Source organism: Nicoliella spurrieriana, assembly GCF_023380205.1.
Classification (GTDB): Bacteria; Bacillota; Bacilli; order Lactobacillales; family Lactobacillaceae; genus Nicoliella; species Nicoliella spurrieriana.
Genome location: NZ_CP093361.1, coordinates 688,980 through 715,894, shown reverse-complemented (window position 1 = coordinate 715,894; position 26,915 = coordinate 688,980). Strand labels below are relative to the sequence as shown.

The window sequence follows — 26,915 nt, the reverse complement described above, 5'->3', positions numbered from 1 at the left end:
GCATCGGCGTTGGCCCCACTAGCTGCAGAAGCAGCGGCGGTGTTAGCACTGTTGGCCTTTGATTCTGAAGCACTAGCACTGGCAGAACCTTGATCGTTAGCACTAGCAGCATTCGAAGCAGCAGCAGTGGCATCGGCAGCGAACTTAGCAGCATCGGTAGCGACTTGCGCATCGGATGCAGCCCGAGCGGAAGCACTGGATGCAGCCAAGACCGCATTGGAAGCGGTTTGACTGTTGGCAACCGCAGAAGCAGCAAATGCACTTGCACTATTTGCTTGTTGAGCGGCAACCACGTTGGCAGATGATGCAGAAGCTGAATCACCAGTTGCGGCATAGCTCTTGGCAACTGCAGCAGCCGAACTAGCGGCAATCGCAGCAGCATTTGCACTCATGCTGTTAACGACCGCGGAGTTAGCGGCATCGGATGCAACGCTCTTAGCTGATTGTGCATCAGCATTAGCAGAACTGGCATCGGCGTTAGCGGAACTAACCACCCCGGCAGCAGTAGCAACTACTGAAGCAGCGGAACTGATGACCTTGTTTGCTGGATGAGCTGAAGCAAGGCTATTAGCAGCCGAAGCATTGGCAGTCGCATCGTTGTTTGCACTAGCAACCACACTAGTTGAGCTGGAAGCAGCGCTAGCGTAACTGGATGCTAAGTTGGCATCGTTTACGGCCCCACTAGCAGCATTGGAAGCAGCGGTGTTCGCACTCGCAGCTTCAGATGATGAAGCATTAGCACTAGCTGAACCTTGATCATTATCACTAGCGGCACTGGATGCAGCATCGTTAGCTGATGATGCGGTGTTAGCAGCAGCACTGGCAACGGCGTAATCAGAAGCAGCTCTAGCTGAAGCACTAGCAGCGCTTTGGGTTGCGATCGAAGCAGTTTGGCTATTTGCAACTGCGGAAGCAGCAGCATCACTAGCAGTAACGGCAGCCTTAGATGCAGCAACGTTGGCACTATCAGCAGATGCTGAGTTTCCAATTGCGGCATAGCTCAACGCATCCACTGCAGCGGAACTAGCAGCAGCAGCAGCGGAACTGGCGGTCGTGCTTTGGAGGTTAGCAGATTGAGCAGCAGCAGTCGCAATGCTCTTTGCACTTTGGGCATCAGCATTTGCGGAGTTGGCATCAGTCGTAGCTGAATTAGCAACTGCAGCGGCCGAAGTGGCAACGCTAGCAGCGGAACTAACGAGCTTGTTAGCTGGGTGCGCTGAAGCAAAGCTGTTTGCGGAACTTGCGTTGTTCGATGCTGAATTATTGGCGTTCGTAGTTTGAACGGTCGAACTATTAGCATCACTAGCGTAACTAGCTGCTAAGCTGGCGTTAGCATTGGCACCGCTGGCAGCGTTAACTGCAGCAGCACTAGCACTATTTGCAGACTTAGTCGTCGTGTTAGCACTATCAGCTTCGTTCGAACCAGCATTCGCAGCACTGTTAGCAACTGAATTAGCAGCGATTGCGGAGTTAACAGCAGCACTGGCAATGGCGGCATCACTGGCAGCTCTGGATGAAGCACTCGCAGCTGACTTAACGGCGGTTGAAGCAGTTTGACTTGCAACCACAGCGTTAGATGCAGCTTGACTAGCAGTCGCAGCCTGGTTAGCAGCTTCTACGTTCGCAGCGGAAGCAGAAGCGGAATCACCAGCAGTTGCGTAGCTCTTAGCGTTGGCAGCAGCTTGGCTAGCAGCAACGGCAGCGGTACTTGCGACTGCACTTTGGTTATCCGCATTGGCAGCGGCATCACTAGCAGCAGCCTTAGCAGATTGAGCAGCACTGTTAGCAACGTCAGCATCTGCATTGGCCGAACTAGCAACGCTGGCAGCGGAGTTAACCACTGAAGCAGCGGAACTAACCGTTGCGTTGGATGGGTGCGCCTTGGCAATGCTGTTAGCAGAACTAGCAACGACGGCAGCGGATTGGTTGTAACCAGCAGTTTGACTAGTCGATGAACTAGCTAAACTAGCGTAACTAGAAGCAATGACAGCATCATTGTTGGCCCCACTGGCAGCAGTCGAAGCAGCGGTGTTGGCACTGGATGCTTCAGAAGATGAAGCATCAGCACTAGCTGATCCTTGAGAACCAGCAACCACGGCACTGTTGGCAGTTGAGTTAGCTAATGAAGCGGCGTTCATTGCATCGGTAGCAGCCTTGGCATCACTTGCAGCTCTGACGGAAGCACTCGATGCGGATTCAGTCGCAGTCGAAGCAGCACTGGATGCAGCAACTGCGGAAGCAGCGGCATCTGAAGCAGCACTAGCTTGGTTCGAAGCAACCACGTTCGCAGAAGCAGCGGAAACGGTGTTCCCAGCAGCAGCGAAGCTCTTTGCAACGGAAGCGGCAATTGAGGCTGCTGAAGCAGCACTCAAGGCAGCGGTGCTGGCAACATTGGCGGAGGCAGCAGCAGTCGAAGCGGCAGCCTTTGCAGATTGAGCATCACTGTTAGCACTATTTGCATCGGTATGAGCAGCAGCAACCACGCTAGCAGCAGAGGTAGCAACGGAAGCAGCGGAACTTACGACTGCGTTGCTTGGGTGAGCAGAAGCCATGCTGTTGGCATCACTGGCAAAGCCAGAAGCACTAACATCAGCACTGGATGCCACCTTCGTGGAATCACTAGCTTGGGATGCGTACTTCGCAGCTAAGGCAGCGTCTTGACTAGCACCGATAGCAGCATTGGAAGCAGCGGTGTTCGCACTGGATGCTTCGCTGTTTGCAGTATTAGCACTCGTTGAACCTTGATCACCGGCCTTAGCGGCATTGGCAACGTCGGTTTCAGCGGACGAAGCAGCAGAAGCGGCAGCAATCGCGGTCTGAGCGTCATTGGATGCTCTGACGGAGGCACTGGATGCTGATTCAGTGGCAGTCGAAGCAACCTTGGATTGTTCAACCGCAGTCGAAGCGGCAACGGAAGCAGTCGCAGCCTGGCTGGATGCAATTGCATTGGCAGCGGTAGCTGAGGCAGCATTTCCGGCAACGGCGTAGCTAGCAGCTTCGCTAGCAGCGGATGAAGCAGCATCGGCAGCGTTCGAAGCAACCGTACTTGCTGAGTTAGCAGTCACAGCAGCAGTCGAAGCAGCAGCCTTCGCTGATTGAGCTTGTGAGTTAGCACTATTAGCATCAGCGTGGGCGGAACTAGCAACGCTGGCAGCGGAACTAACCACAGCAGCAGCGGAGCTTACGACCGCGTTGCTTGGGTGGGCTGAAGCAAAGCTACTTGCAGCGGCTGAATTATCAGCGGCGGAAGCATCGGCATTCGATGCTGAATCCGTTGATTCACTAGCTTGAACGGCGTAACTGGATGCCTTAGTAGCATCGGCATTGGCACCACTAGCGGCAACGGAAGCCGTGGAGTTAGCAGCACTAGCGGTGTTCGATGCAGCAGTCGCACTAGCGGAACCTTGGTTCCCAGCACTAGCAGCAGCACTAGCAGCGTTGTTAGCTGAGTTGGCAACGGCAACCTGAGCGGAAGCAATTGCAGCGGCCTTAGAAGCTTCAATTGAAGCACTCGATGCAACGGAAGCGTTCGTCGAAGCAGTCTGACTAGCAGCAACCGCAGTTGAACCTGCGGAAACGGCAGTCGAAGCAGCATTCGAAGCAACCGCCATTGCACTTTGGGCTGCGGATTCATCCCCATCACTGGCGTAGCTCTTCGCATTCGAAGCAGCACTAGTGGCAACGATCGATGCGGAACTAGCAGCAGCACTGGCAGCATTAGCACTGGAAGCAGCAGCTGAAGCAGCGGCCTTAGCCGATTGAGCATCGGCATTAGCACTTTCGGCATCTGAAGTAGCAGAGCTTGCGGTGTTGGAAGCAGTCGTAGCAGCAGTTGCAGCGGAAGCAACGGCGGAGTTGCTTGGGTATTGAGCTGCAATGCTATTTGCAGATGATGCAGCACCGGAAACTAAGGTGTTAGAACTGGATGCTTGGCTAGTCGATACACTAGCTTGACTAGCGTACTTCGAAGCAAGACTAGCATCCTTATTGGCACCGGTAGCAGCGGTTGAGGCAGTCGAACTAGCAGTCGTAGCCGCATTCACAGCGGAATCAGCAGCACTGTTGGTCTGTGAACCGGTGTTAGCAGCGTCACTAGCAGCAGCATTAGCACTGGCAGCTTGGTCAGCGGCAGTGTTTGCGATCGATTGATCACGGTTAGCCCGGCTCGTAGCACTGTTGGCAGCACTATTTGCATTGTCAGCAGCAGCAGCAGCGTTCGATGCAATTTGTTCTTGTGCAGCAGCACTATCAGCGGCACTGGCAGCAGCGGACCGAGCAGCGGCCCGGGCGGCTGGCGTGGCAGTCGAATCAGCGGCTTGCGATGCGTAAGCTGAAGCACTGTCGTAAGCAGCGGAAGCTAAGCTTTGTGCACCCTTCGCAACTGCAGAGGCAGAACTAACGGTACTGGATGCACTCGAAACGATTGCGTTCGCATCGCTAGCATCTGAAGCAGCATTGGATGCAACGGCAGCTGCGGATTGGGCAGTCGAGTTCGCACTGGCAATCACTGAGTTCTTTGGATGTGCAGAAGCTTGAGCAGCAGTAGCACTAGCGGCGCTAGCAGCGTTGCTAGAAGCAGCCGTGGTGTTTGAAACCACGTTGCTGGTGGTAGCAGAAGCGCTGTTAACGTTTGCACTATCACTACTAATTACTCCGGCGTGACTATCGGTTGCTGAATCAGCATTCGAAGCCCGCTTCTTGCTTTGGTTAGCATCGTAACTAGCGGCTCTGGATTGAGCATCAGAAGCAGCGGATGATGCGATCGAGTTCGCAACACTAGCGGCACTGAAGGCGCTGTTAGCCCGTTGTGAAGCCCCGGCAGCAGTCGAACTAGCACTGGCAGCAGTACTATCGGCAGCTTGGGCGCTTACGGTTTGGGCACTTGCGGCATCGGCAGCAGCCTTAGCTTGACTGTTCAAGCTATCAGCAGCCGAACTGTTCCCAGCAACGGCAGCGGATGAAGCTTGACTAGCAAGTGAGTTTGCGTTCACCGTTGCAGCGGCAGCAGATGCTCTCGCAGCTGAAGCAGCTTTTGAAGCCCCATTTGCTGTCGATGAAGCAGCATTGGCATCGCTTTGGGCTTGAGCAGCAGATGAGTTAGCAGCATCGGCACTCGTTGCAGCGGAGGATGCAACTGAAACGTCACTCGTAAGTTGTGAAGAAGTGATTGGATCAGTAATGTTTTCAGCAGCAGCAACGGATGATGCAACGCTAGAAGCGGCATGGGCATTGGCAGCTTGGGAGCTAGCCAATACAGCCGTGGATGAAACTAACGTAGCAGTCGAACCGGCAGCAACCGCATTGCTAGAAGTAGCAGAATTGTTGTTGCTGGTGTTGCTATTGGCAGCATTGGCAACGCTAGAAGCGGCGGTAGCTGAACTAGCAATTGAGGATGCTTCACTCGTTTGTGAATTTTGGACCTTAACGGCAGCGTTCAAGCTATCAGCAGCAGCACTGGCAACCGCAGCTAGGCTAGCGGCGGTGCTAGAAGCAGCAACCGCACTGGCATCAGCATTAGAAGCTGAGTCCGTAGCAGATTGAACGACTGAATCGGCATTCGATGCATTCGCACTGGCAACCGAAGCGTTCGATGCGGCAGCAACGGCAGCACTGGCAAAGCTATTGCCTGCAGCGTAGTCCTTCACAGCGTATGCAGATGAAGCACTTGCAGAAGCAGCAGCGGCTTGGTCAGCAGCCCGGTGAGCCAATGAGTTTTGCACGCTAGCGGAGTTCGCAGCGGCATCAGCAATTGACTTCGCAGCGGAAGCTTGGCTGTTTGCACTGACTGCAGTAACGACCGCACTAGAAACCGCTTGGTTAGCGGAACTGATGGTCGTAGCGGCGCTACTTACAACCGCATTGCTTGGGTTAGCAGAAGCAACGCTATTGGCGGAAGCATTCAAGCTGTTAACGGCATTGGAAGTTCCGGTAGCCCCACTATTAGCGGAACTAGCGTCAGCAGCATAACTAGATGCAGCTGAATCAGTCGCATTGGCATCGGAGAGGCTGGTCGTAGCACCAGCTGCGAAGCTAGATGCGGCAAGCGCAGCTGAACTAGCGGCACTGTTTGCATCAGTCGCGTTGGCAACATTGGATGATCCAGTAGAGGAAGCAAAGCTCCCGGCATTGGATGCAACCACGGCAGCACTAGATGCAACGGTTTGGGCACTGACGGCCTTAGCGGCAGCGTCTGAACCTGACTTCGCAGCAGAGGCAGCGGCACTGGATGCGGCATTAGCAATCGATGCTTGAGCCGATGCAGAACCAGCAGCGGTAGAAGCGGCATCTGCGTAAGACTTAGCAGCTGACATGTTCCCAGCACTGGATGCTTGGTAAGCGGCAGTGGCATCGCTAGAAGCAACTACGGAGTAGCTGTTTGCAGCGGTGTTAGCAGATGAAGCCGTGTCGTTCGCACTGGATGCGGTACTGGAAGCATCCCGTGCAGCACTCGAGGCAGCAGCAGCAGTGGAAGCAGCAACCGAAGCAACAACGGAAGCTGATTGAGCCTTCGCAGCATCGCTGGCAACTGAGGAGTCAGTTGGGTTTTCAGATGCAACGCTGGCAGCCCGACTAGCAGCATCGCTGGCAGTCGAAGCGGCATCAGAAGCAGCATCGTTTGCAGAACTAGCAACTGATGAACTAACATCAGCAGACTTGCTGGAAACCACGATGCCAGATGAAGCAGCACTCACTCCGGAAGTAGCACTGGATGCAACTGGTTGTGCGGAGCTAGCTTCATTCGATGCAGCATTGTTAACCTGGGCAACGGAGTTGGCAACGCTCAATTGAACCTTCGCAGCATTGGATGCAGCGGCGTTAGTAGCAGCCTTTGCACTCGCAGCGTTTTGGGATTCAGTGGTTGCTTGTTGAGCGGCACTAACGGCAACGTTAGTGTATGATGAACCATTCACAGCGGCTTGGCTAGCAGCAGCAACGGCTGAATCAGCTAAGCTGGAGTTAATGGAAGCATTGACGCTATCACCATTGCTACCGAAGCTAGCAGCAGCGGAAGCATAGGATGAAGCGGCAAGTGAAGCATTCGAAGCAGCTTGGAATTGACCAGCAGCTTGGCTAGCGGCATTAACGGCATTGGTGCTGTCAACGGCAGCGTTGGAAGCGGCCGTGGAGCCGGCAGCGGATGCAGTTGAGCCGGCAGCAACGTATGAAGCAACTGAACTAGCGGCACTAGCAACTCCAGAATCACCGGAGTTAACTGAAGCTAAGCTAGTAACAGCGGAGTTCGTAGCACTCAATGCAGCGATGTCACTACCAGTAGCATTCGCACTGGCAACGGCATTGGCAGCATTGGAACTTGCGGACGTTTGAACTGGAACGGCGTTGCTTGCGGCAACGCTGGCAGCCTTCACGTATTGTTCAGCAGTTTGTGCAGCAGCCTGAGCACTGGCCCCACTTGCGATGGCTTGACTAGCGGCAATCGCATTGTCACGCGCAGCGTTAGCGGCAGCAGCAGCCGAACTTGCTAATGATGAATCGATAGCAGCCCGGTTCGATGCGGATTGAGCGGAACTAGCGGCAATTGAAGCATTGCTTTGGGCAGCAGATGCGACCGCATTAGCGGATTCAGCACTATCAGCAGCCTTTGAAGCAGCGGCAGATGCGCTCGCAGTAAATGGTGTGACCTGAGCAGCAGATGCTGCAATCGAGTTAGCAACACTAGCCGAACTAGCAGCGTTATCAGCAGTCGACTTAGCAGCTTGAGCGGAGGCGTTGGCAGTGCTTGCTTGGTTCGCAGCGATCGAAGCATCGTTGTTAGCAGAGTTAGCAGCACTATCAGCAGCGGAAACCGCATTTTGAGCGTTGGAAATTGCGGAATTGCTTGGATACTTAGAAGCAATTGAGTTTACCAAACTAGCTGCGGAATTAGCTTGACTGTTGGATACACTTGCTTGGCTGGATAGTGGTTGTGCTCCACTATTTGCACTAGCGGCAACTGCAGCGTAGCTATCAGCAGCGTTAGCATTGGATTGAGCAGCAGCAGCAGCGTTGCTTGCCCGGTCTGAGTTCGCGGTTGGATCATTTGGATTCAAAGCAGCGGCTCTGGATTGGGCATCCTTAGCAGCGTTACTTTGGACCGTGTTTGCAGAACTAGCAACTGCAGCAGCGGAGGCAGCCTTCGAAGCAGCTACACTAGCTGAATTGGATGCAACGGCGGCATTCGAACTAGCACTAACGGCAGCATTGGATGCTGACATGGCAGTTGATGCTTGTTGAGAAGCAACCACGCTAGCGGAACTGGCAGTCGAGTTATCACCCTTAGCAGCAGCGGTCGATGCAACGACGGCAGCGGAACTAGCGGCAGTAGCGGCACTGTTGGCAGCGGAGCTAGCAGCATTGGCACTACTAAATGCAGCACTGGCATTGGAACTAGCGTTCGCAAAGTCGTTGGCAGCGCTACTTACGACTGCGTTAGCTGAATTAGCAACGACGGCAGCGGATGATGCAACGTTGGCATCACTTGAGATTTGTGGGTTGTTAGGATGACCACCAGCAGTTGCAGTCGAATTAGCGGCTGAGATGGCGTTGCTGGTAGCGATCGTAGCACTTGCAACGCTAGAAGCAGCGCTAGTAGCGGAAGTTACGACTGATGAAGCACTTGAAACGCCGGATTGACCGGAGTTAGCGCTAGCAGCATTCGAAGTAGCAACCGAAGCAGCACTGGATGCCTTCTTAGCATCATTAGCCGCCCCACTTGCGTAACCACCGGCAGCAGAAGCTGCGGAAGAGGCATCGTTGAAGGCGCTCGTAACGACCCCAGCAGCGGATGATGCAACTGAGCTAGCGGAAATAGCGGTCGAAGCTGCATTTGAAGCAGCGACCACGGCTGCACTAGCAACGCTTGAATCACTAACCGCCTTAACGGCAGCGTTGGAAGCGTCAGTAGCAGCTAAGCTTGCTTGCCGGGCGTAACGATCACCAGCAGTGGTGTTCCCAGCTGAGTATGCAGAGGATGCAGCTACAGAAGCAGCATTCGCAGCGCTATTTGCTGATTGCGCAACTGAATTTTGTTGACTAGCATCGTTGGATGCGGAGTCAGCAGCGGACTTAGCATTGGCAGCCACGCTGTTGGCGCTCGCAGCAACTACATTTGCGGAGTTTGCAACGACGTTCGCGGAGCTTGCAACTGAGTTTGCACTACTGATCGTAGCGTTGGTTGGGTATTGAGAAGCATAACTATTAATTTGAGCATTATCGCTGTTAGCAACGCTGGTCGAACTCCCGGCACCGGTGTTGGCGTCAGAAGCAACCTTAGCGTAGCTATCAGCATTGGAAGCAGCGGTACTAGTAGCAGCAGCAATTGGTGCAGTCACACTAGCAGCGGAACTAGTTACACTAGTAGCACTGGCAGCGGTGCTGTTTCCGGCACTGGCAGCAGCAGATGGATCAGCTGGCTTAGAGCTATCCATTGAGTTGGCAGCACTATCAGCATTCGATGCATCGACAGCAGCGGAACTAGCAACCCCAGCAGCACTGTTACCAGCAACAACGGCACTAGAACCAACGACGGCAGCGGAAGCAGCGGCACTCGCAGCGTTGGATACTACGCTAGCACCGGACTTAGCCCGGGCAGCAGCAGATGCAGCGGCAGATGCAGCACTGGATGCGGCTGAACTATCGTTAGCGCTAGCAGCGGATGCTTCAGCAGTAGAAGCGGAAGCATAGTCACTATTAGCGGAAGTGATGTCGTTATTTGCACTGGCGGCAACCGTGTTAGCGGAACTTGCAACGCTCGCAGCACTGGATGCAGTTTGTGAAGCAGAACTTGCAACACTAGATGCGGAGTTAGCAACTGTAGCGGCACTGGCAGCCTTCGCTGCAGCGGATGCGATTGAAGCATTGCCTGGGTTAGCAGATGCAATGGCAGATGCATCATTAGCATTGAAGTTAGCGCTATTAGCGGCAGAGCTTGCAGTCGAACTAGCGGAACTCGTTTGTACTGAATCGCTGCTAGTAGCAGAACTTGCGGAATTAGCAACGCTAGCGGCACTCGAGCCGGTAACGACTGCGGATGATACCGTTGCGCTAGCAGAACTCGTAACGCTGTTGGCACTGGAAATCCCAGCGGCAATGGCGCTCGAAGCTTGGCCGGCAGCAACCGATGCATCATTGGCAGCATTGGATGCTAATGATTGATCTGAAGCAGCCCGCAATGCAGCACTGGTAGCCTTTTGGGCTTCGGAGTTCGCAGCATTCGATGCAACGGCGGCACTTGAGAATGCAAGGTCAGCGGCACTGGCAGCAGCGGATGCTTGTTGAGCAAGACTACCGGCAGCAGAACCGTGGGCTGACTTCGCCTGAGCGGCAAATGAGTTCGCAGCAGAGGCAGCTAATGAAGCAGCCGTTGAAGCATTGGCAGCACTAGCCGTGTATGAATCAGCAGCGGATTTAGCACTCGTAGCATCAGATGATGCTTGGGTTGCGTCAGCGGATGCTGAGTTAGCAACGGAACTAGCGGAAGCGACCACGGAACTAGCAGAGGCAACGGTTGGGTTGGCACTGTTGTTCGTGTTCAAGCTGTTAACCAGTGAGTAAGCGGAGTTGGCAACGCCAGTTTCCCCACTAGCTTGACTGGATGAAACGCTGGCTTGACTGGACTTCAATGAAGCGTCAGTAGCATTGGCAGCAGCGGAACCATTGGCTCCAGAAGCGGCAATACTATCTTGAGTAGCCCGGGCAGCAGCATTCGCAGCAGCAGAGGCGTAACTACCATCGGCCAATGAGTTCGCAGCGTTAGCGGCATTCGCAACCACGTTGGAATCAGCAGCAATGGCGCCATTAGCAGAGTCTAAGACCTTGGCAGCGGATTGAGCTGAGGTCAATGCATCGCTTCCGGCACTGTATGCGTCACTAGCGGCGTTGGCAGCACTTCTAGCCTTATCAGCCTGTTGACTGGCAACGGCAGCTTGGCTGCTGGCAGTCGATGGATCACCGGTCGCAGCGGCAGTCGAGGCAGCAACACTGGCTTGACTAGCGGCTTGGGCAGCGGAGTTCGCAGCGGAGTTCGCACTCGCGGCAGTCGAAGAAGCAACGTCTGCACGGCTCTTAGCTGATTGAATCGTATCATTTGCCGTTGAAGCAGCGGCGCTGGCAGCAGAAGCATTGGCAGCAGCACTGTTAGCAACCGAGGCAATTGATTGCATACTCCCGTTCGATGGGTTGGCACTAGCAATGGAATTAATTCCATCGTTGCTAGCACTAACCGCACTGGCAGCGGAACTAGCAATGTTGAACGTTGAGTTCGCACTGGAAGCAAGGGAGTTAACGGTCACGGCCTTCGAAGCAGCATTACTTGCATCACTCTTGGATTGACCAGTAGCGTAGCTCGTAGCTACGATTGCGGCACTAGAGGCAGCGGAGTTTCCTGAACTAGCAATTGAGTTCGCAGTCACAATGGCGGAACTAATTGCAAGTGCGTTGCTGGCAGCGGTACTTGCGGCCAACGCAGCGGAACTAGCTAATGATGAATCGGTAGCGGCCCGCACGGATGCTGATTGAGCTGAAGAAGCAGCGTTAGAAGCATTCGTTTGAGCAGCACTAGCAGCGGAGTTTGCAGCTTCAGCAGAACTAGTAGCAGAAGCAACTGCAGATGCAGCACTCGAAGTGAATGGCGTTGCGGAAGCCACAATGCTATCAACAACGGAGTTCGCAGCGGAAGCGGAGGCAGCAGCGTTATCGGCAACTGACTTAGCAGCTTGGGCTGATGAGTTTGCATCACTTGCTTGACTAGCAGCGATCGAAGCATCGGTATTGGCGGAACTAGCAGCCGTTGAAGCAACGATGGCAGCTTGGTTAGCGGACGAAATTGCGGTATTGCTTGGGTACGTCTTAGCCACTGAACCGGTAACGGTCGTTGCAGACGTAGCGGTCGAACTAGCGAGGCTAGTTTGACTAGGCATTGCACTAGCACCCTTGTTAGCGGATGACGCAACGGAAGCATAGCTATCAGTAGCAGCAGCATTGGATGCAGCAGCACTAGCAGCATTGCTTGCCCGGTTCAAGTTCGCAGTTGGATCCGAAGGATTCAAATTAGCGGCTCTAGATTGAGCATCGTTAGCAGCAGAACTGGCAACGGTGTTAGCAGAACTGGCAACGGCGGTCGCAGAACTAGCTACGACGGCAGCGGAGGAAGCAACGGCAGCGTCACTATCAGCATTCGAACGCGCACTAACGGCGGCATCAGAAGCTGACATGGCAGTCGATGCTTGTTGAGAAGCAACGACACTAGCGGAACTAGCGGTCGAGTTATCACCATTTGCAGCCGCAGTCGAAGCAACCACAGCAGCGGAACTAGCAGAACTAGCAGCGGCATTGGCAGTCGAGCTAGCAGCATTGGCGCTGGCATTTTGGTTGCTTGCATCGGCACTAGCGGCACTCGCAACGGTGTTAGCGGAACTAACCGTCGAGTTAGCGGAACTAGCTACTCCGGAAGCGGAGGAAGCAACGGTAGCGTCACTAGCAAGGCTGGAGTCGTTTGGATATGCTGATGCGATCGATGCAGTAGTGGAACTAGCAGAACTAGTGGCATTCGAGAAGTTCGAAGTAGCACCAGCAGCTGAGTTTACGAATGCAGCGGCACTGGAAATACCAGATTGATCTGAATTCGTAGCAGCGGTGTTGGAATCTGCAACGGAAGCGGCACTCGATGCCTTCTTAGCATCGTTTGCAGCCCCACTTGCGTAACCACCAGCAGCAGAAGCTGCGGAGGAAGCGTCATTGAAGGCTCCTGCAACCACCCCAGCAGCAGATGAAGCAACTGAGCTAGCGGAAGTAGCAGTCGAAGCAGCATTGGAAGCAGCCACAACGGCAGAACTAGTGGTACTTGAATCTAGGACAGCCTGAGCAGCGGCAGATGAAGCATTACTTGCGGCAAGACTAGCTTGACGGGCAAACCGGTCCCCGACAGCAGTGCTTCCTGCGGCGTAGGCTGATGAAGCGGAGTTGGAAGCTGCGGTTGCAGCAGCAACGGCAGAACTAGCAACTGAGTTTTGTTGACTAGCATCGTTAGATGCGGCGTCAGCAACGGACTTGGCATTAGCAGCAACGCTGTTAGCACTAGCAGCATCTGAGTTTGCGGAATTAACCACTGAATTGGCTGAACTAGCGACAACGCTGGCACTACTGATGACAACGTTCGTTGGGTATTGAGAAGCATAACTATTAATTTGAGCAGTATCGCTGTTAGCAAGGCTGGTTGAACTGCCGGCACTGGTATTAGCATCGGAAGCCACCTTAGCGTAGCTATCAGCATTCGATGCATCGGCACTGGTAGCACTAGCAGCTGGCGTGGTTACCCCAGCAGCCGAATTAGCGGTGCTGACCGCACTCGATGCAAGTGCATTTCCAGCACTGGCAGCGGAGTCCGGATCAGATGGCTTAGCAGCGTTGGATGCATTGGCAGCAGCGTCCGCAGCCGAAGCAGTGGCAACGGCAGAGCTAGCAACAAAGGCAGCACTGGAGCCAGCAGTAACGGCATTGGAACCATCCACAGCAGCGGAGGAAGCAGTCGCAGCAGCTTGACTCGCAATGGCTGCACCGGATTTTGCACGGGCAGCGGCAGATGCAGCAGCAGATGCGGCACTCGATGCTAAAGCACTATTGCTGGTCTTAGCAGCGGAAGCTTCAACGGCGGATGCAGATGCGTAGTCACTGTTAGCAGCACTAATGTCATTATTAGCACTCGATGCGACCACGTTAGCAGAACTAGCAACACTAGAAGCACTGGAAGCGGTTTGGGATGCGGAGTTCGCAACCGAACTAGCGGAAGCAGCAACACTGGCAGCGGAGGATGCCTTCGTGGCATTGGATGCAATCACGAAGTTTCCTGGGTTAGCAGAAGCAACCGCAGCGGCATCTTGGGCATCCAAATTAGCATTGTTGGCAGCAGCGCTGGCAGTTGCACTCGCAGAACTAGTCTGAACTGAATCAGAATTAGTAGCAACACTAGCGGATGAAGTGGCAACAGCGGCATTGGAGCCAGTCGCACTTGCTGATGAAACGTCAGCTCCAGCAGAGCTAGTCACACTATTAGCACTAGAAATCCCAGCTGAAACGGCACTCATTGCTTGACTAGCAGCAGTGGAAGCGACTAACGAAGCACTATTGGCAACGGATTGATCATTGGCAGCCCGTTGAGCGGCACTCGTAGCCTTTTGGGCAGCCGAGTTGGCAGCATTTGAAGCCACGTTAGCTTTTGATAATGCGGTGTCAGCACTGGATGCGGCAACGGCAGCTTGGCTAGCAAGACTAGCAGCAGCGGAACCGTGCGCCGTCTTAGCAGCACTGGCAGCACTATTAGCAGCAGAAGCAGCGTAGGAAGCATCAACAGAAGCAGAAGCAGCACTAGCAGTGGCGGAATCAGCAGCGGACTTAGCACTGGAAGCATCGGATGATGCAAGCGTAGCGTCTGCGGAAGCTGAATTAGCAACTGAACTAGCGGAGTTGACCATTGAGGTCGCAGAAGCCACCACTGGGTTCGCGCTATTCAAGCTGTTCAAGGAGTTAACGGTCGTAGCAGCTGAATTAACCGCACTGGTTTCAACACTAGCTTGACTAGATGAAACGCTGGCTTGACTAGACTTCAAGGATGCATCGGTGCCGTTATTAGCAGCGGAACCATTTGCGCCTGAAGCAGCGACACTGTCTTTTGCAGCCTTAGCAGCAGCGTCAGCAGCAGCGGAAGCGTAACCACCATCAGCCATTGAATTAGCAGCATTGGCAGCACTAGATACCACGGTTGCATCAGAAGCAAGGGCACTGTTTGCAGAGTTCAAGCTCTTAGCAGCGGTATCAGCATCGGTTGCGGCAGCGGAACCATCGTTATTGGCAGCACTAGCAGCAGCAGCGGCACTTCTGGCCTTGTCAGCCTCTTGACTAGCGATGTTTGCTTGACTGTAAGCAGTGGATGGATCCCCAGCGTTGGCAGCTGACTTAGCAGCAGAACTAGCTAGGCTAGCAGCTTGGGCAGCCGAGTTAGCTGCGGAGTTGGCACTAGCAGCCGTAGATGAAGCAACGTCTGCACGACTCTTGGCTGATTGAATTGCGGTGTTCGCAGTTGAAGCAGCCGAACTAGCAGCAGAAGCATTGGCAGCGGCGCTGTTGGCAACCGAAGCAACGGATTGCATGCTCCCGTTCGATGGGTTCGCACTGGCAAGTGAGTTCACAGTGGCAGCGCTAGCGCTGGTGGCACTGGCAACCGAAGTATCAGAATTCAATGCAGAGGCAGCACTGGATGCGATCACGCTGACTGAAGCGGCGTGGGAAGCAGCGTTGTTGGCACTGATTGGGCCGTTTGGTTGGCCACTGGCATAGCTAGTGGCATCTGAAGCGGCGCTTGAAGCAGCGGAACTACCTGAACTAGCTTCTGAGTTTGCACCATCGATAGCGTTACTGATTGCAGCAGCGTTACTTGCAGCAGTACTTGCAGCCGAAGCAGCGGACTGAGCTAAGCCGGAATCGGTCGCTGCACGGACGGATGCTGATTGAGCATCACTGGCAGCGTTAGAAGCATTGCTTTGTGCAGCTGAAGCAACGGCGTTCGCAGATTCAGCAACACTGGCAGCACTGGAAGCAGCGGCGGAATCAAATGGTTGTTTGTTAGCAACGCTCGCAGCAACGGAGTTTGCGGAACTAGCAACTGCAGCGGCACTATCAGCACTGGTCTTAGCAGCTTGCGCTGATGAATTGGCAGCACTGGCCTGGTCTGCAGCAATGGAAGCATCGTTATTAGCCGAGCTAGCAGCACTGGAAGCAACGATGGCAGCTTGGTTAGCGGAACTAACCGCAGCAATACTTGGGTACTTGGATGCAATTGCACTCGTCAAACTAGTTGCAGAACTAGCAGTCGAGCTATTGGCACTCGTTTGTGATGGAACTGCACTAGCCCCACTATTAGCTGATGAAGCGACCTTAGCATAACTGTCAGTGGCAGCAGCATTTGATGCAGCAGCAGAGGCAGCATTACTTGCCCGGGCAGGGTTAGCAGCTGAATCGGATGGATTCAAACTAGCGGCTCTGGATTGGGCATCGTTAGCAGCGGAACTAGCAACTGCATTGGCAGAACTAGCAGCGTTGGTGGCTGAAGATGCATCGTTGGCAGCTTGTGACGCAACGGCAGCATCGCTATCAGCATTGGAACGCGCAGCAGAGGCAGCACTCGATGCTGATTTTGCAGTGGATGCTTGTTGAGAAGCAACGACACTAGCAGAACTAGCAGTTGAGTTATCACCCTTAGCAGCGGCGCTAGAAGCAACGACCGCAGCAGAACTAGCGGCAGTGGCAGCATTTGCAGCAGCAGAACTAGCAGCATTGGCACTAGCGTTTTGGTTACTTGCATCGGAGTTTGCTGCGCTAACGACGGAGTTAGCAGAACTAGCCACCCCACTTGCAGAATTAGCAACTGATGCTGCAGAGGATGCAACGTGAGCATCACTAGCAAGGCTTGAATCGGATGGGTTAGCAGAAGCAATCGATGCCGTTACCGAACTAGCGGAACCGGCGGTGCCAGCAAAGTTTGAAGTAGCACTAACTGCGGAGTTCACAACTGAAGAAGCACTGGCAACGTTAGATTGATCTGACCCAGTGGCAGCCGAATTAGCACTAGCACCGGAAGCAGCACTCGATGCAATCGAAGCATCGTTAGCCGCCCCACTTGCGTAACCACCGGCAGCAGAAGCTGCGGAGGAAGCGTCATTGAAGGCACTTGAAACCACGCCAGCAGCGGATGAAGCCACTGAACTAGCGGAAGTTGCAGTCGATGCAGCACTGGATGCTACCGCAACGGCGGAACTAGTGGTCGATGAATCTGAAGCAGCCTGATTAGCAGCAGCAGAAGCGTTACTTGCAGCGAGGCTGGCTTGACGAGCAAACCGGTCCCCAGCAGCGGTACTCCCTGCAGCATAGGCAGATGAAGCGGAAGCAGAAGCAGCGCTAGCGGCACTAGCAGCTGATTGAGCAGCCGAGTTTTGTTGACTAGCATCATTGGATGCGGAGTCAGCAACGGATTTAGCATTGGCAGCAACGCTGTTGGCACTAGCAGCATCCGAATTTGCAGAATTAGCAACGGAGTTTGCGGAACTAGCAACGCTGTTGGCACTACTAATGGTGGTATTCGTTGGGTATTGAGAAGCATAACTATTGGTTTGAGCAGCATCGCTGTTAGCAACACTAGTCGAACTTCCGGCACCGGAATTGGCAGTGGAAGCAACGGAAGCGTAGCTATCAGCATTCGATGCGTCAGCGCTCGTGGCACTAGAATCTGATCCAGTCACAGCGGATGCAGAGTTAGCGGCACTAACGGCGCTGGATGCCATGCTGTTTCCAGCACTGGCAGCTGAGTCATTGTTAGTTGACTTAACAGGATTCATGGAATTAGCGGTGCTATCGGCAAGGGAAGCCACAGTGGCAGCCCCTGAAGCAACAACAGCCGCACTACTCCCAGTAACAACGGCATTGGAGCCATCAACGGCAGCCGATGATGCAGTCGCAGCAGCTTGACTCGCAACGGCAGCCCCGGACTTAGCCCGGGCAGCGGCAGATGCAGCAGCACTAGCGGCACTTGATGCTAAGGCACTATTACTAGTCTTAGCAGCGGAGGCTTCAACGGCGGATGCAGAGGCATAGTCGCTATTAGCGGAACTAACGTCACTGTTAGCACTATTAGCAGTCGAGTTAGCGGAACTAGCAACACTGGAAGCACTCGATGCCGTTTGGGAAGCAGATTGCGCAACTGAACTAGCGGAGTTAGCAGTACTTGCAGCACTGGCAGCCCGGGTCGCAGCAGAGGCGATCGAAGCGTTCCCTGGGTTAGCAGAAGCAACGGCAGCAGCATCAGCAGCATCTAAGTTTGCGTTGTTTGCAAATGAACTAGCGGTGGAGCTGGAAATACTAGTTTGTGATGAATCAGTACTTGTGGCAGCACTAGCAGAGCTGGTAGCACTAGCAGCACTTGAAACGGCTGCACTGGCTGATGAAACGTCAGTTCCAGCGGAACTAGTCGCACTGTTGGCACTGGAAATGCCGTTAGCAATGGCATTTGAAGCGTCATTAGCGGCATTGGAAGCAACTAAGGCAGCACTAGCAGCAGCTGATTGATCACCAGCAGCCCGTTGGGCAGCACTAGTGGCCTTTTGGGCAGCCGAGTTAGCAGCATTGGAAGCTACGTTTGCACTGGATAATGCACTATCACCAACTGCAGCAGCGGAAGCAGCCTGGCTGGCAGCTGTAGATGCAGCTTGACCATCACCATTAGAAGCAGCCACGGAAGCAGCATTGGCGTATGAACTAGCATCAACAAAGGCACTCGATGCGGCAGTGGATGCAGCGATTGCATTGGAAGTTGCAGCATCGGCATCGGACTTCGCACTCGATGCATCTGAAGACGCACTGGTGGCGTCAGCAGAAGCAGAAGCAGCAACTGAACCAGCACTAGTAATCACTGCAGAAGCACTGGAGACCACTGGGTTGCTACTGTTCAAGCTGTTCAAGGAGTTGACAGCGGCAGCAGCGGAGTTTACCCCACTATTGGCAACACTGGCCTGATTGGATGAAGCCCCAGCTTGACTGGACTTCAGTGATGCATCGGTTCCGTTATTAGCAGCGGAACCATTGGCACCGGAAGCAGCGGTACTATCGGCTTGCGCCTTAGCAGCAGCAGCAGCGGCGGCGGAAGCGTAACTTCCGTTTTGTTGTTTATTAGCAACGTCAGCAGCGGCAGCGGCAGTTTTATTTGCATCAGCAACGGTGCCAGCGGCACTGGAAGCCTTAGCTGAAGCTGCATTCGCATCGTTTTGCGCAGATGCAGCATCAGCATTCGCATTATGAGCAACCGTAGCGGCACTAGCAGCAGTCGATGCAGCAGTCGATGCAACTGAAACTGCACTGGAAGCTGTAGATGGATCACCACTCGCTACCGCATCACTGGCAGCAATTGATGCAGACTTAGCAGCAGAGGCTTGTTGAGAAGCCACCGTATTAGCAGACGAAGCAACCGCGTTATCACTATCAGCACGACTCTTAGCAGATTGAGCAGCAGAGTTAGCATCAGAAGCATCCTTAGCAGCTGAATTAGCAACGACAGCTGCTGAACTAACGGTTGCGTTAGCACTTGCGATTGAGGAGTTCGTTGGGTTCCTAGATGCGATTGAATTAACTTCGCTTGCATAGGAATTAACCGAACTAGCTCCGCTTGAAGCTGCAGAGTTATTACTTGCTACATCAGAGGCAGCGGTACTTACCGCAGCAGCCCGTGATGAAGTATTAGCTGGGTTGGCAGAAGCGCCCGAATTAGCACCAGTAGCATCACTATCAGCAGCACTCGATGCCTTTGCAGCAGTATCAGCGTAATTACCTGCACTTGCATTGGATGCGTTTCCGGCACTAACGGATTCAGCAGCGTGGGATGCAGCATCAGCAGCAATTGAGGCTGCATTTTGGATGGCACTCGATGCACTCGATGCCTTTGCAGCAGCAGCTGAACCAGCTGAGACTTCAGCGTCAGCTGCAGAACTGGCATCCGTTGCAGCCTTTTGATCATTTTGCGCAGCACTTTGCGCAGCGGCCGCTGCAGATGCAGCTGAACTGGCCTTCACATTATCACCAGCAGCAGCAGCAGCACTGGCTTCAGAAGCAGCAGATGATGCAGCACTATTTTGTTTAACTGCATCGGCAGCGGCTGAACTTGCAACAGCAGCATGTGAACTTGCAGCGGAACTAGCAGAGTTAGCAGCACTGGAGGCATCAGTAGCATCCTTAGAAGCGGCATCAGCAACCGAAGCAGCGCTAGAAATTACTGAAGTTGCACTACTTACCGCTGGAATTTTAGCATAAGAACTATTTAAGCTCTCGATTGATGATTGAGCTGAAGCAATTGAACCCATTGAGTCATGGGCTTGACTGGATGAAGCACTAGCTTCACTAGAGTATTTACTAGTGGCAGTTGAAGCGCTATCAGCACCACTAGAGGCGTTAGAAGCAGCATTTTGTGTAGCAGCAGCAGCGGAACTAGCAGCACTGGAGGCAGCATTTGCACTATCTACATATCCCTGGCCAGCAGTTTTGGCAGCGTCGGTAGCACTTTGCGTAGCCGTCTTTGCAACATCAGCAGCACTGGAAGCCACTGAAGATGCACTAGAGGCCACTGAAGATGCACTACTTGCATCTGAAGCAGCGCTTGAAGCATCCGCGTTAGCACTTGAGGCAACACTGGCAGCAGCACTAGCACTGTTAACAGCATTCGAGGCAGCACTTAATGCAGTTGCAGCAGCACTTGAGTCCCCCTTATCAGCAGCTTCACTAGCAGCCGTTGAGGCAGAATGTGCAGTCGAAGCAGCAGTAGAGGCAGCAACGTTGGCTGAAGCAGCAGTAGAACTATCAGCATCAGCACGACTCTTCGCAGCTTGAGCTGCAGAGTTAGCCTTCGATGCATCGTTTGATGCAGATGATGCAACCGTAGCAGCAGAATTAACGGTACTTACAGCGCTGCTAACGGCGGAATTAGAAGGATTGCTACTTAAAACGTTATTAGCATCGGATGCATATGAACTAGCAAGGGATGCAGATGAACTCGTCGTTTCATTATTATCTGATGCACTAGCAGCAGCGGCGCTCACTGAACTAGCGTGCGAATCCGCATTGGATGCGTCGGCAGAACCACTGGAAGAACCAGAGGCGGCACTAGAAGCGATACTTGCATAGTTATCAGCACTTGAAGCGTAGCCACTAGCCTTACTGTTAGTATCCTTACCAGCATCAGCAGCGGATTGGGCAGCAGATGCGGCATCGGATGCAACCTTAGCAGCACTGGCAATTGCACTGGAAGCACTGGCGGCTTTAGATGCAGCATTTGATCCAGCTGTAACCTGACCATCAGCAGATTTAGAAGCAGATTCTGCAGTATTTTGATCGGTAATTGCCTTGTCCTTTGCACTAGCAGCTACTGACGCTGCTGAACTAGCAGCAGAGAAGTCCCCTGCAGCCGAAGCAGAATGGGCAGCAGAAGCCGCGCTAGAGGCAAGTGATTTTTGAACATTAGCATCGGATGCTGCTGAACTAGCGGAAGCAGCATATGAACTAGCAGCCGAACTAGCTGAACTAGCAGCACTGGATGCATCAAGGGCATCACTGGATGCTGCATCAGCCACGGAAGCAGCACTGGAAATTGCAGATGAAGCGCTACTTACAGTTGGATTCGATGAGTTAGCACTATTCAAACCATTAACTGTGGTCTGAGCAGAAGTTACAGAACCAATTGAAACACTAGCTTGACTGGATGAAGCACTAGCTTCACTAGAGTATTTACTAGTGGCAGTTGAAGCGCTATCAGCACCACTAGAGGCATTAGAAGTCGCATCATTAGCAACTGAAGCGGCACTGGCAGCAGCCTTAGCATCCCCATCAGCAGAAGTAGCGACTGCGGCCCCTGAACTTGCAATGCTAGCTGCATTCGATGCAGCAACGCTAGCGGAAGTAGCATCACCTGCGGCTTTAGATGCTGCACTGGAGGCAACACTTGACGCATTAGAAGCAGCACTGGATGCATCTGCTGCTGAAATATTAGCACTAGAAGCAACACTAGCTTCAGAAACTGCAATGGATTGAGCAACTGAAGCACTAGCTAGGGCAGAAGATGGATCATCACCATTTGCAATTGCTTGACTAGCAGCTACGGATGCAGAACTAGCATTTACGGAAGCAGACTGAGCAGCACTATTGGCTGAGGACGCAGCTGCATTTGCACTATCCGCTTTCACCTTAGCTGATGATGCAGAATCATTAGCATTAGATGCGGCACTAGATGCAGAGGCAGCATCACTAGCATATGAACTAGCGGTGCTAGCTGCGGACTGGATAGCCGAATTATTAGGGTTAGATTTTGCTACAGCATCTGCATTATTTGCATATGAGCTAGCAAGCGATGTTGACGAGCTAGTATTAGTATTATTAGATGCAACATCAGAGGCAGCTGAACTAACTGAAGCAGCACGAGAAGCGGTATTGGCTGGATTATTGGAGCCATTTGATGATCCCGTTGCGGCACTAGCAGCAACACTAGCAGCACTCGAAGCATCATCAGCGGCTGTTTTAGCAGTACCATTAGCACTAATTCCAGAAGAAGCAGCACTTGATGCATCAATATTTGCTTTAGATACAGCAACAGCAGCAGCGGAAGCCGACTTCAAGTTAGCAGCAACCACGGATTCAGCACTTGATGCGGAAACTTTAGCGGCATATGCAGAATTATACTGACTTTGAACTGCGGAGCGAGAAGCACTAGCAGCTTCATATGATGCAATCGCAGTAGATAATGCAGCACTAGCACTAGCATTGCTTCCTGAAGAAGCAAGCTGTTGTGCCGATGAAACCTGCGAACTAAAGAATGAATAAGCTGAACTAGCACTACCAAATGCATCTTGAGCAGCTGCATATGCAGAGCTAGCAATACTAGATTGTGCTTGAGCAACTGAATTAGCTGATGAACCAGCAGAATAAGCTGATGACATCGTTTTAGCCGCAGATTCCGCAACAGTATTAGCACTTTGCACAGTCGTATTCTTAGGGAAGGCACTCGCATAGGATGCGATTGCACTAGCTTGAGAACTAGTAGCAGTTGAATTAGATGAAATTTGAGTGTTTTCACTATCAGCCTTAGAAGCAGACGACTTAGCTAAACTATTAGCAGCAGATGCAAGAACCGTTCCCTGGAATGCAGCTGAATTTTCATCTTGAACTGCTTGCGCAGCAGCTTTTTGCCCATCGTTATTAATAGAACTAATAGCAGCTGAAACAGCACTTGCTGATGAAGCAGTAGAGATAGCATTAGATGCATAGCCAGAAGCAGCAGCATCGACTGAACTCATAGCACTAGTAGCAGAAGCCGATGGAGTAACACTAGTAGCACTCTGAAAAACATTAATTGCACTGGATGCTTGCACTGCATACGAACTAGCAGTACTTGCTAATGACTGTGCTTGTGCGATTGAAGCGCTCACAGCTGAAGAAGCCGAACTAGCAATGGATGATTGTTTGCTAGCATCAGCACTATTTGAATTAATTGCAACGGATGCAGAATTAACAGCTGATGCTAAACTAGCATCACTCTTAATTCCAGAATCGTTCGCTAATGATTGCGCAGCACCATTGTAACTATCAACTACCACGGAGGCAGAACTAGCAACACTAGAATATGATGTCATTGCATTGGATACATTAGCAACATCGGTCGCATATGAAGCAGCGCTGTTTTGGGCTGATTGTGCTGCTGAGTTATATTGGCCCGTCCGATCTGGGTATACAACGTTGCTAGTAATCTTACCAGAAATAGTATTGGTACTATTAGTAATTGGTGCGGTTGCAGGGTTATGTGAAACGTTCGTAACCGTAGTATTGCTACCATTATTTTTAATTTCAGTACTACTGTTAGTAACCCCATATTGCGCAGTTACAATAACATCGGTTGGCTCACTAGTGGTGGCATTAATTGCGTGTAAATAATTGTAGGTATAAGTTCCATCACCCGTTTTAGTAAACGCACTAACCGGAATGGCAGTCGTATAGGCATTCTTGATTGCGGTATCACCACCGGTAGAATCTGCCTGACCAGGATCTTTCAACATCCCACTAGTCAGGGCGGCATTCGCTGGATTATCCACAGTAGGATTGTTAGTCGTCACACTAGTGGTGCCAGTAGGTTCATCGCTACCATTAGTGGTTACCCGCACGTAGACATAGCCGCTGGTATCATTAACGTTACTTAAGTTAATGGTAGAAGCAACATCGTACTTAGATGCCGCGTTTGAATCATTTGCTAAAGCTGGGGTCCCAGCGATAAAGACGGTTGGCACGGAATGGAATGCTAAATATTGGGAACTAGCATTGTCAAAGTTCGTAATGGCTGGATCACTAACTAATTTTCCATTTTGGTCATAGACCTGAACCACATTTCCACTCTTCCCGTTAATCGTAACTAAATACTGTGGCTGAGTATCTGTTTGATCATCAACCTGCCCCTTCACTGCATAGGCATTGATTGGCGTAGTGTTAAAGAAGTTCCCAACCCCTTTACCACCAGCATTATTATCAATCCCATTCTTACTCAAAAAGACGTTGGTTCCGGGGTTATTGATGGTCACTTGACTTTGGTAGTTCTTTAAGAGGGTCAAGCCAGTATTAGTCGTTTGACCATCCGTATAAATCGCCAAGTTTCCCCGGTTTTGGATGTTAATGGAAGCATTCGTAACCGTCACCATGTTGCCACCAAAGCCAGCGAAATTAGCTCCAGCTCCATGAACATTAAGGGCTCCACCGTTTTGCACGTTCACAGAACCCTTAATCCATAGTGGATCACCATCAGATGGAGCGTTGTTATAAATAACGTTCATGGTTCCACCGTTAATGTTAACGTACCCGGAGTTAACCATTGCATCGGCTTGGTTATCGCGGGGAATAATGTTCAACGTGGCACCTTGGTTAATCGTGGCACCCCCACCGGTGATGGCTAGCCCTTCATTCCCAGTTTGGCCGTTTCGGCTGAAACTACCAGCATTTTCACCACCACTACCACCAGGCGCAAGGGTCATCGTTGAACCTTGATCCATAACTAAGTTTCCATTTAATTCAATTACGTTTCCATCTTCGGTTTGCCCGTAGTAAGAAGAGTTCGGCAGTAATTCAAGGTTGTTGATTTGCATATTTTGTTGGTTATTATTTTGAGTCGGATAATTAGTATTAAATGGACTGGTGTAGTGACCTTCACTAATAACATTAACGTTTCCAGCAATATAAACATTCGGAACGTTAGGCCCATAGAAGAGTTGGGAACCTTCGTAGTTTAAGTTTTTATACGTTAGGCTTCCTTGGTTGGAACTATACATATTAATTTGTCCATAAATATTAGAACCATACATTTTAGCAAAGTTTTCCAGCGTTAAATTAACATTAACTGGGTTATTATGCATCGTGGTCAAATCAGCAATGTGGTTTTGTCCATTAATAGTGATGTAAGTCGACGTACCATTAGGAGTTGCTTGGTTACTCCCACTCGTACTTAGCATATCAGTGGTCAGTCGTAATTCGGTATGATTACCGTTAATACTACTGGATCCTAAGTAACTATCCACCATCCCTGCATTCGAAGCAAAGTAGATGTACGTGGTGGTGCCAGTAGCATCAACGTAACCATTATTAACCTTATTGGCAACGTCATTATAACCATAAGTATAGTTAGTACTATTGTTACCAGTTAACTTATTAACGGATGTAAAACTACCGGTACTTTCATTATTAATTGCAGCTTGGGCCCCATTGTATGCTTGAATATAAGGATTATTGGTATTGGTCTGAGTATTAAGAACCGTGTAAGAGCCCTTGCTATCGGCACCGTTCCAACGCCCACTTTCAGCATCATAGGCTCCTTGACGACTTAAGAAGTAATCGACCGCATAGTTATATGCAACGTTAGCAGTCGAAGCATTCACCGAAGCACCAGAAATATTACCGGCAGTGCCAGATGTTACATCATTACCAGAAGTGGCTTCGGCGCTATCACTAGGCGAATTGACCACTTGGGCGCTGGTGTTCCGGTTAACGGATCCACTAGTTACACTAGTTTGTTGGCCAAGCCCACCGGAACCGTAGATGGCGGAACCAGATTGGGTCCCAGCACTGGCATTTAGTGAATTGTACTTGTTATATGCATCAATTGTGGCATTATAACCATTTGCATAGTATGCGTAGTAAGCATTACTTGAAGTATTATAGGAATTGGAAGCTGCTGACTTTAAATCATCAGGGTGCAACGAGTTCCAAGCAGCCACTGCACCAGCAGTAGCTGCTGCATAAGCATAGCTCCCATCATTAGCTGCATTGGAATCACTACTACTAACATTGGCTGAAGTTCCATTCGATGCTGCCATAAATCCAGCACTGAATGCTGAGGTATAAGCACTATAAGCTACCTGAGCATTCGAAATCGCAGCAGAAATGGCAGAATCAGAACTGTTGCTAACACTGTATGATTCTCCACTCTTAAGTGCAGCAAGCACCGTATTGTAAGCGGCACTAGATGCATCACTACCATCACTAGTGGTGCCATTATTGTCGGTGTTACCATCAGTACCACCATTATTGGTATTATTAGTACCATCAGTATCATCAGCAATCCGATCCATTAAACCTTGATCCAATTGAATAGCTGCACTGCTAGCGGTTGCTGATAAGCTAGAAGCACTTGCGGATGATAAACTATCCTGACTGTCAGCTGAGGAACTCCCCTTTGAATCAGCAGAAGCAGAAGCTGCAGCAGCTGAGGAATTGTATTCTGAAACCCCCTTATTGAAGTTAGCATCAGAACTACTTGAGACCGTGGTCCCAGCCTTTGCAGCTGATGAAGCCGCAGCAAAACCAGCGCTTACAGCTGAACTAGCTGAGGCACTGTCGGCGGAACTACTATCGGCACTACTACTGTCAGCGCTGCTGGAAGTACTACTACCATCAGCACTACTGGAAGCTGAAGCAGTGCTAGAATTACTGTCACTACTGGTCGAAGTAGCCCCACTGGTCGTGTCAGTCGAGCTACTTTCCGTGGTCGCACTTGAGCTCGCACTAGTAGTACTTGCAGAGCTGTCCTGCGTACTAGAAGCGGTCGTAGCGCTTGAATTATCAGCAGAACTAGCCCCCGCATTTTCAGCACTAGCGGATGATTTAGTATCATCACTAGTTTCACTCGAAGTGTATGTAGAGCTAGTATTAGCATCGGCACTAACCGTCGTGATGTGTTGGCTAATTGCCGCACCCCCACCAAGAATTGTAAACATGGATAGTGACATTACTACCCATTGCTTTTTCACTTTCCGGAGGACTTTTTTATCATTAACTTTACTATATTCAAATTTATTATAAAGCAT

General features: G+C 51.7%; 1 protein-coding gene (only partly in view). It reads right to left on the bottom strand.

All coding sequences use genetic code 11. The features are described from left to right. On the bottom strand, positions 1 to 26,915 hold the 5' portion of the coding sequence (locus MOO44_RS04355; RefSeq protein ID WP_260117194.1) for a DUF5776 domain-containing protein. It extends 4,705 nt beyond the left edge of the window; only the first 26,915 of its 31,620 coding nucleotides appear in the window; the start codon lies at positions 26,913 to 26,915; its stop codon lies beyond the left edge, outside the window.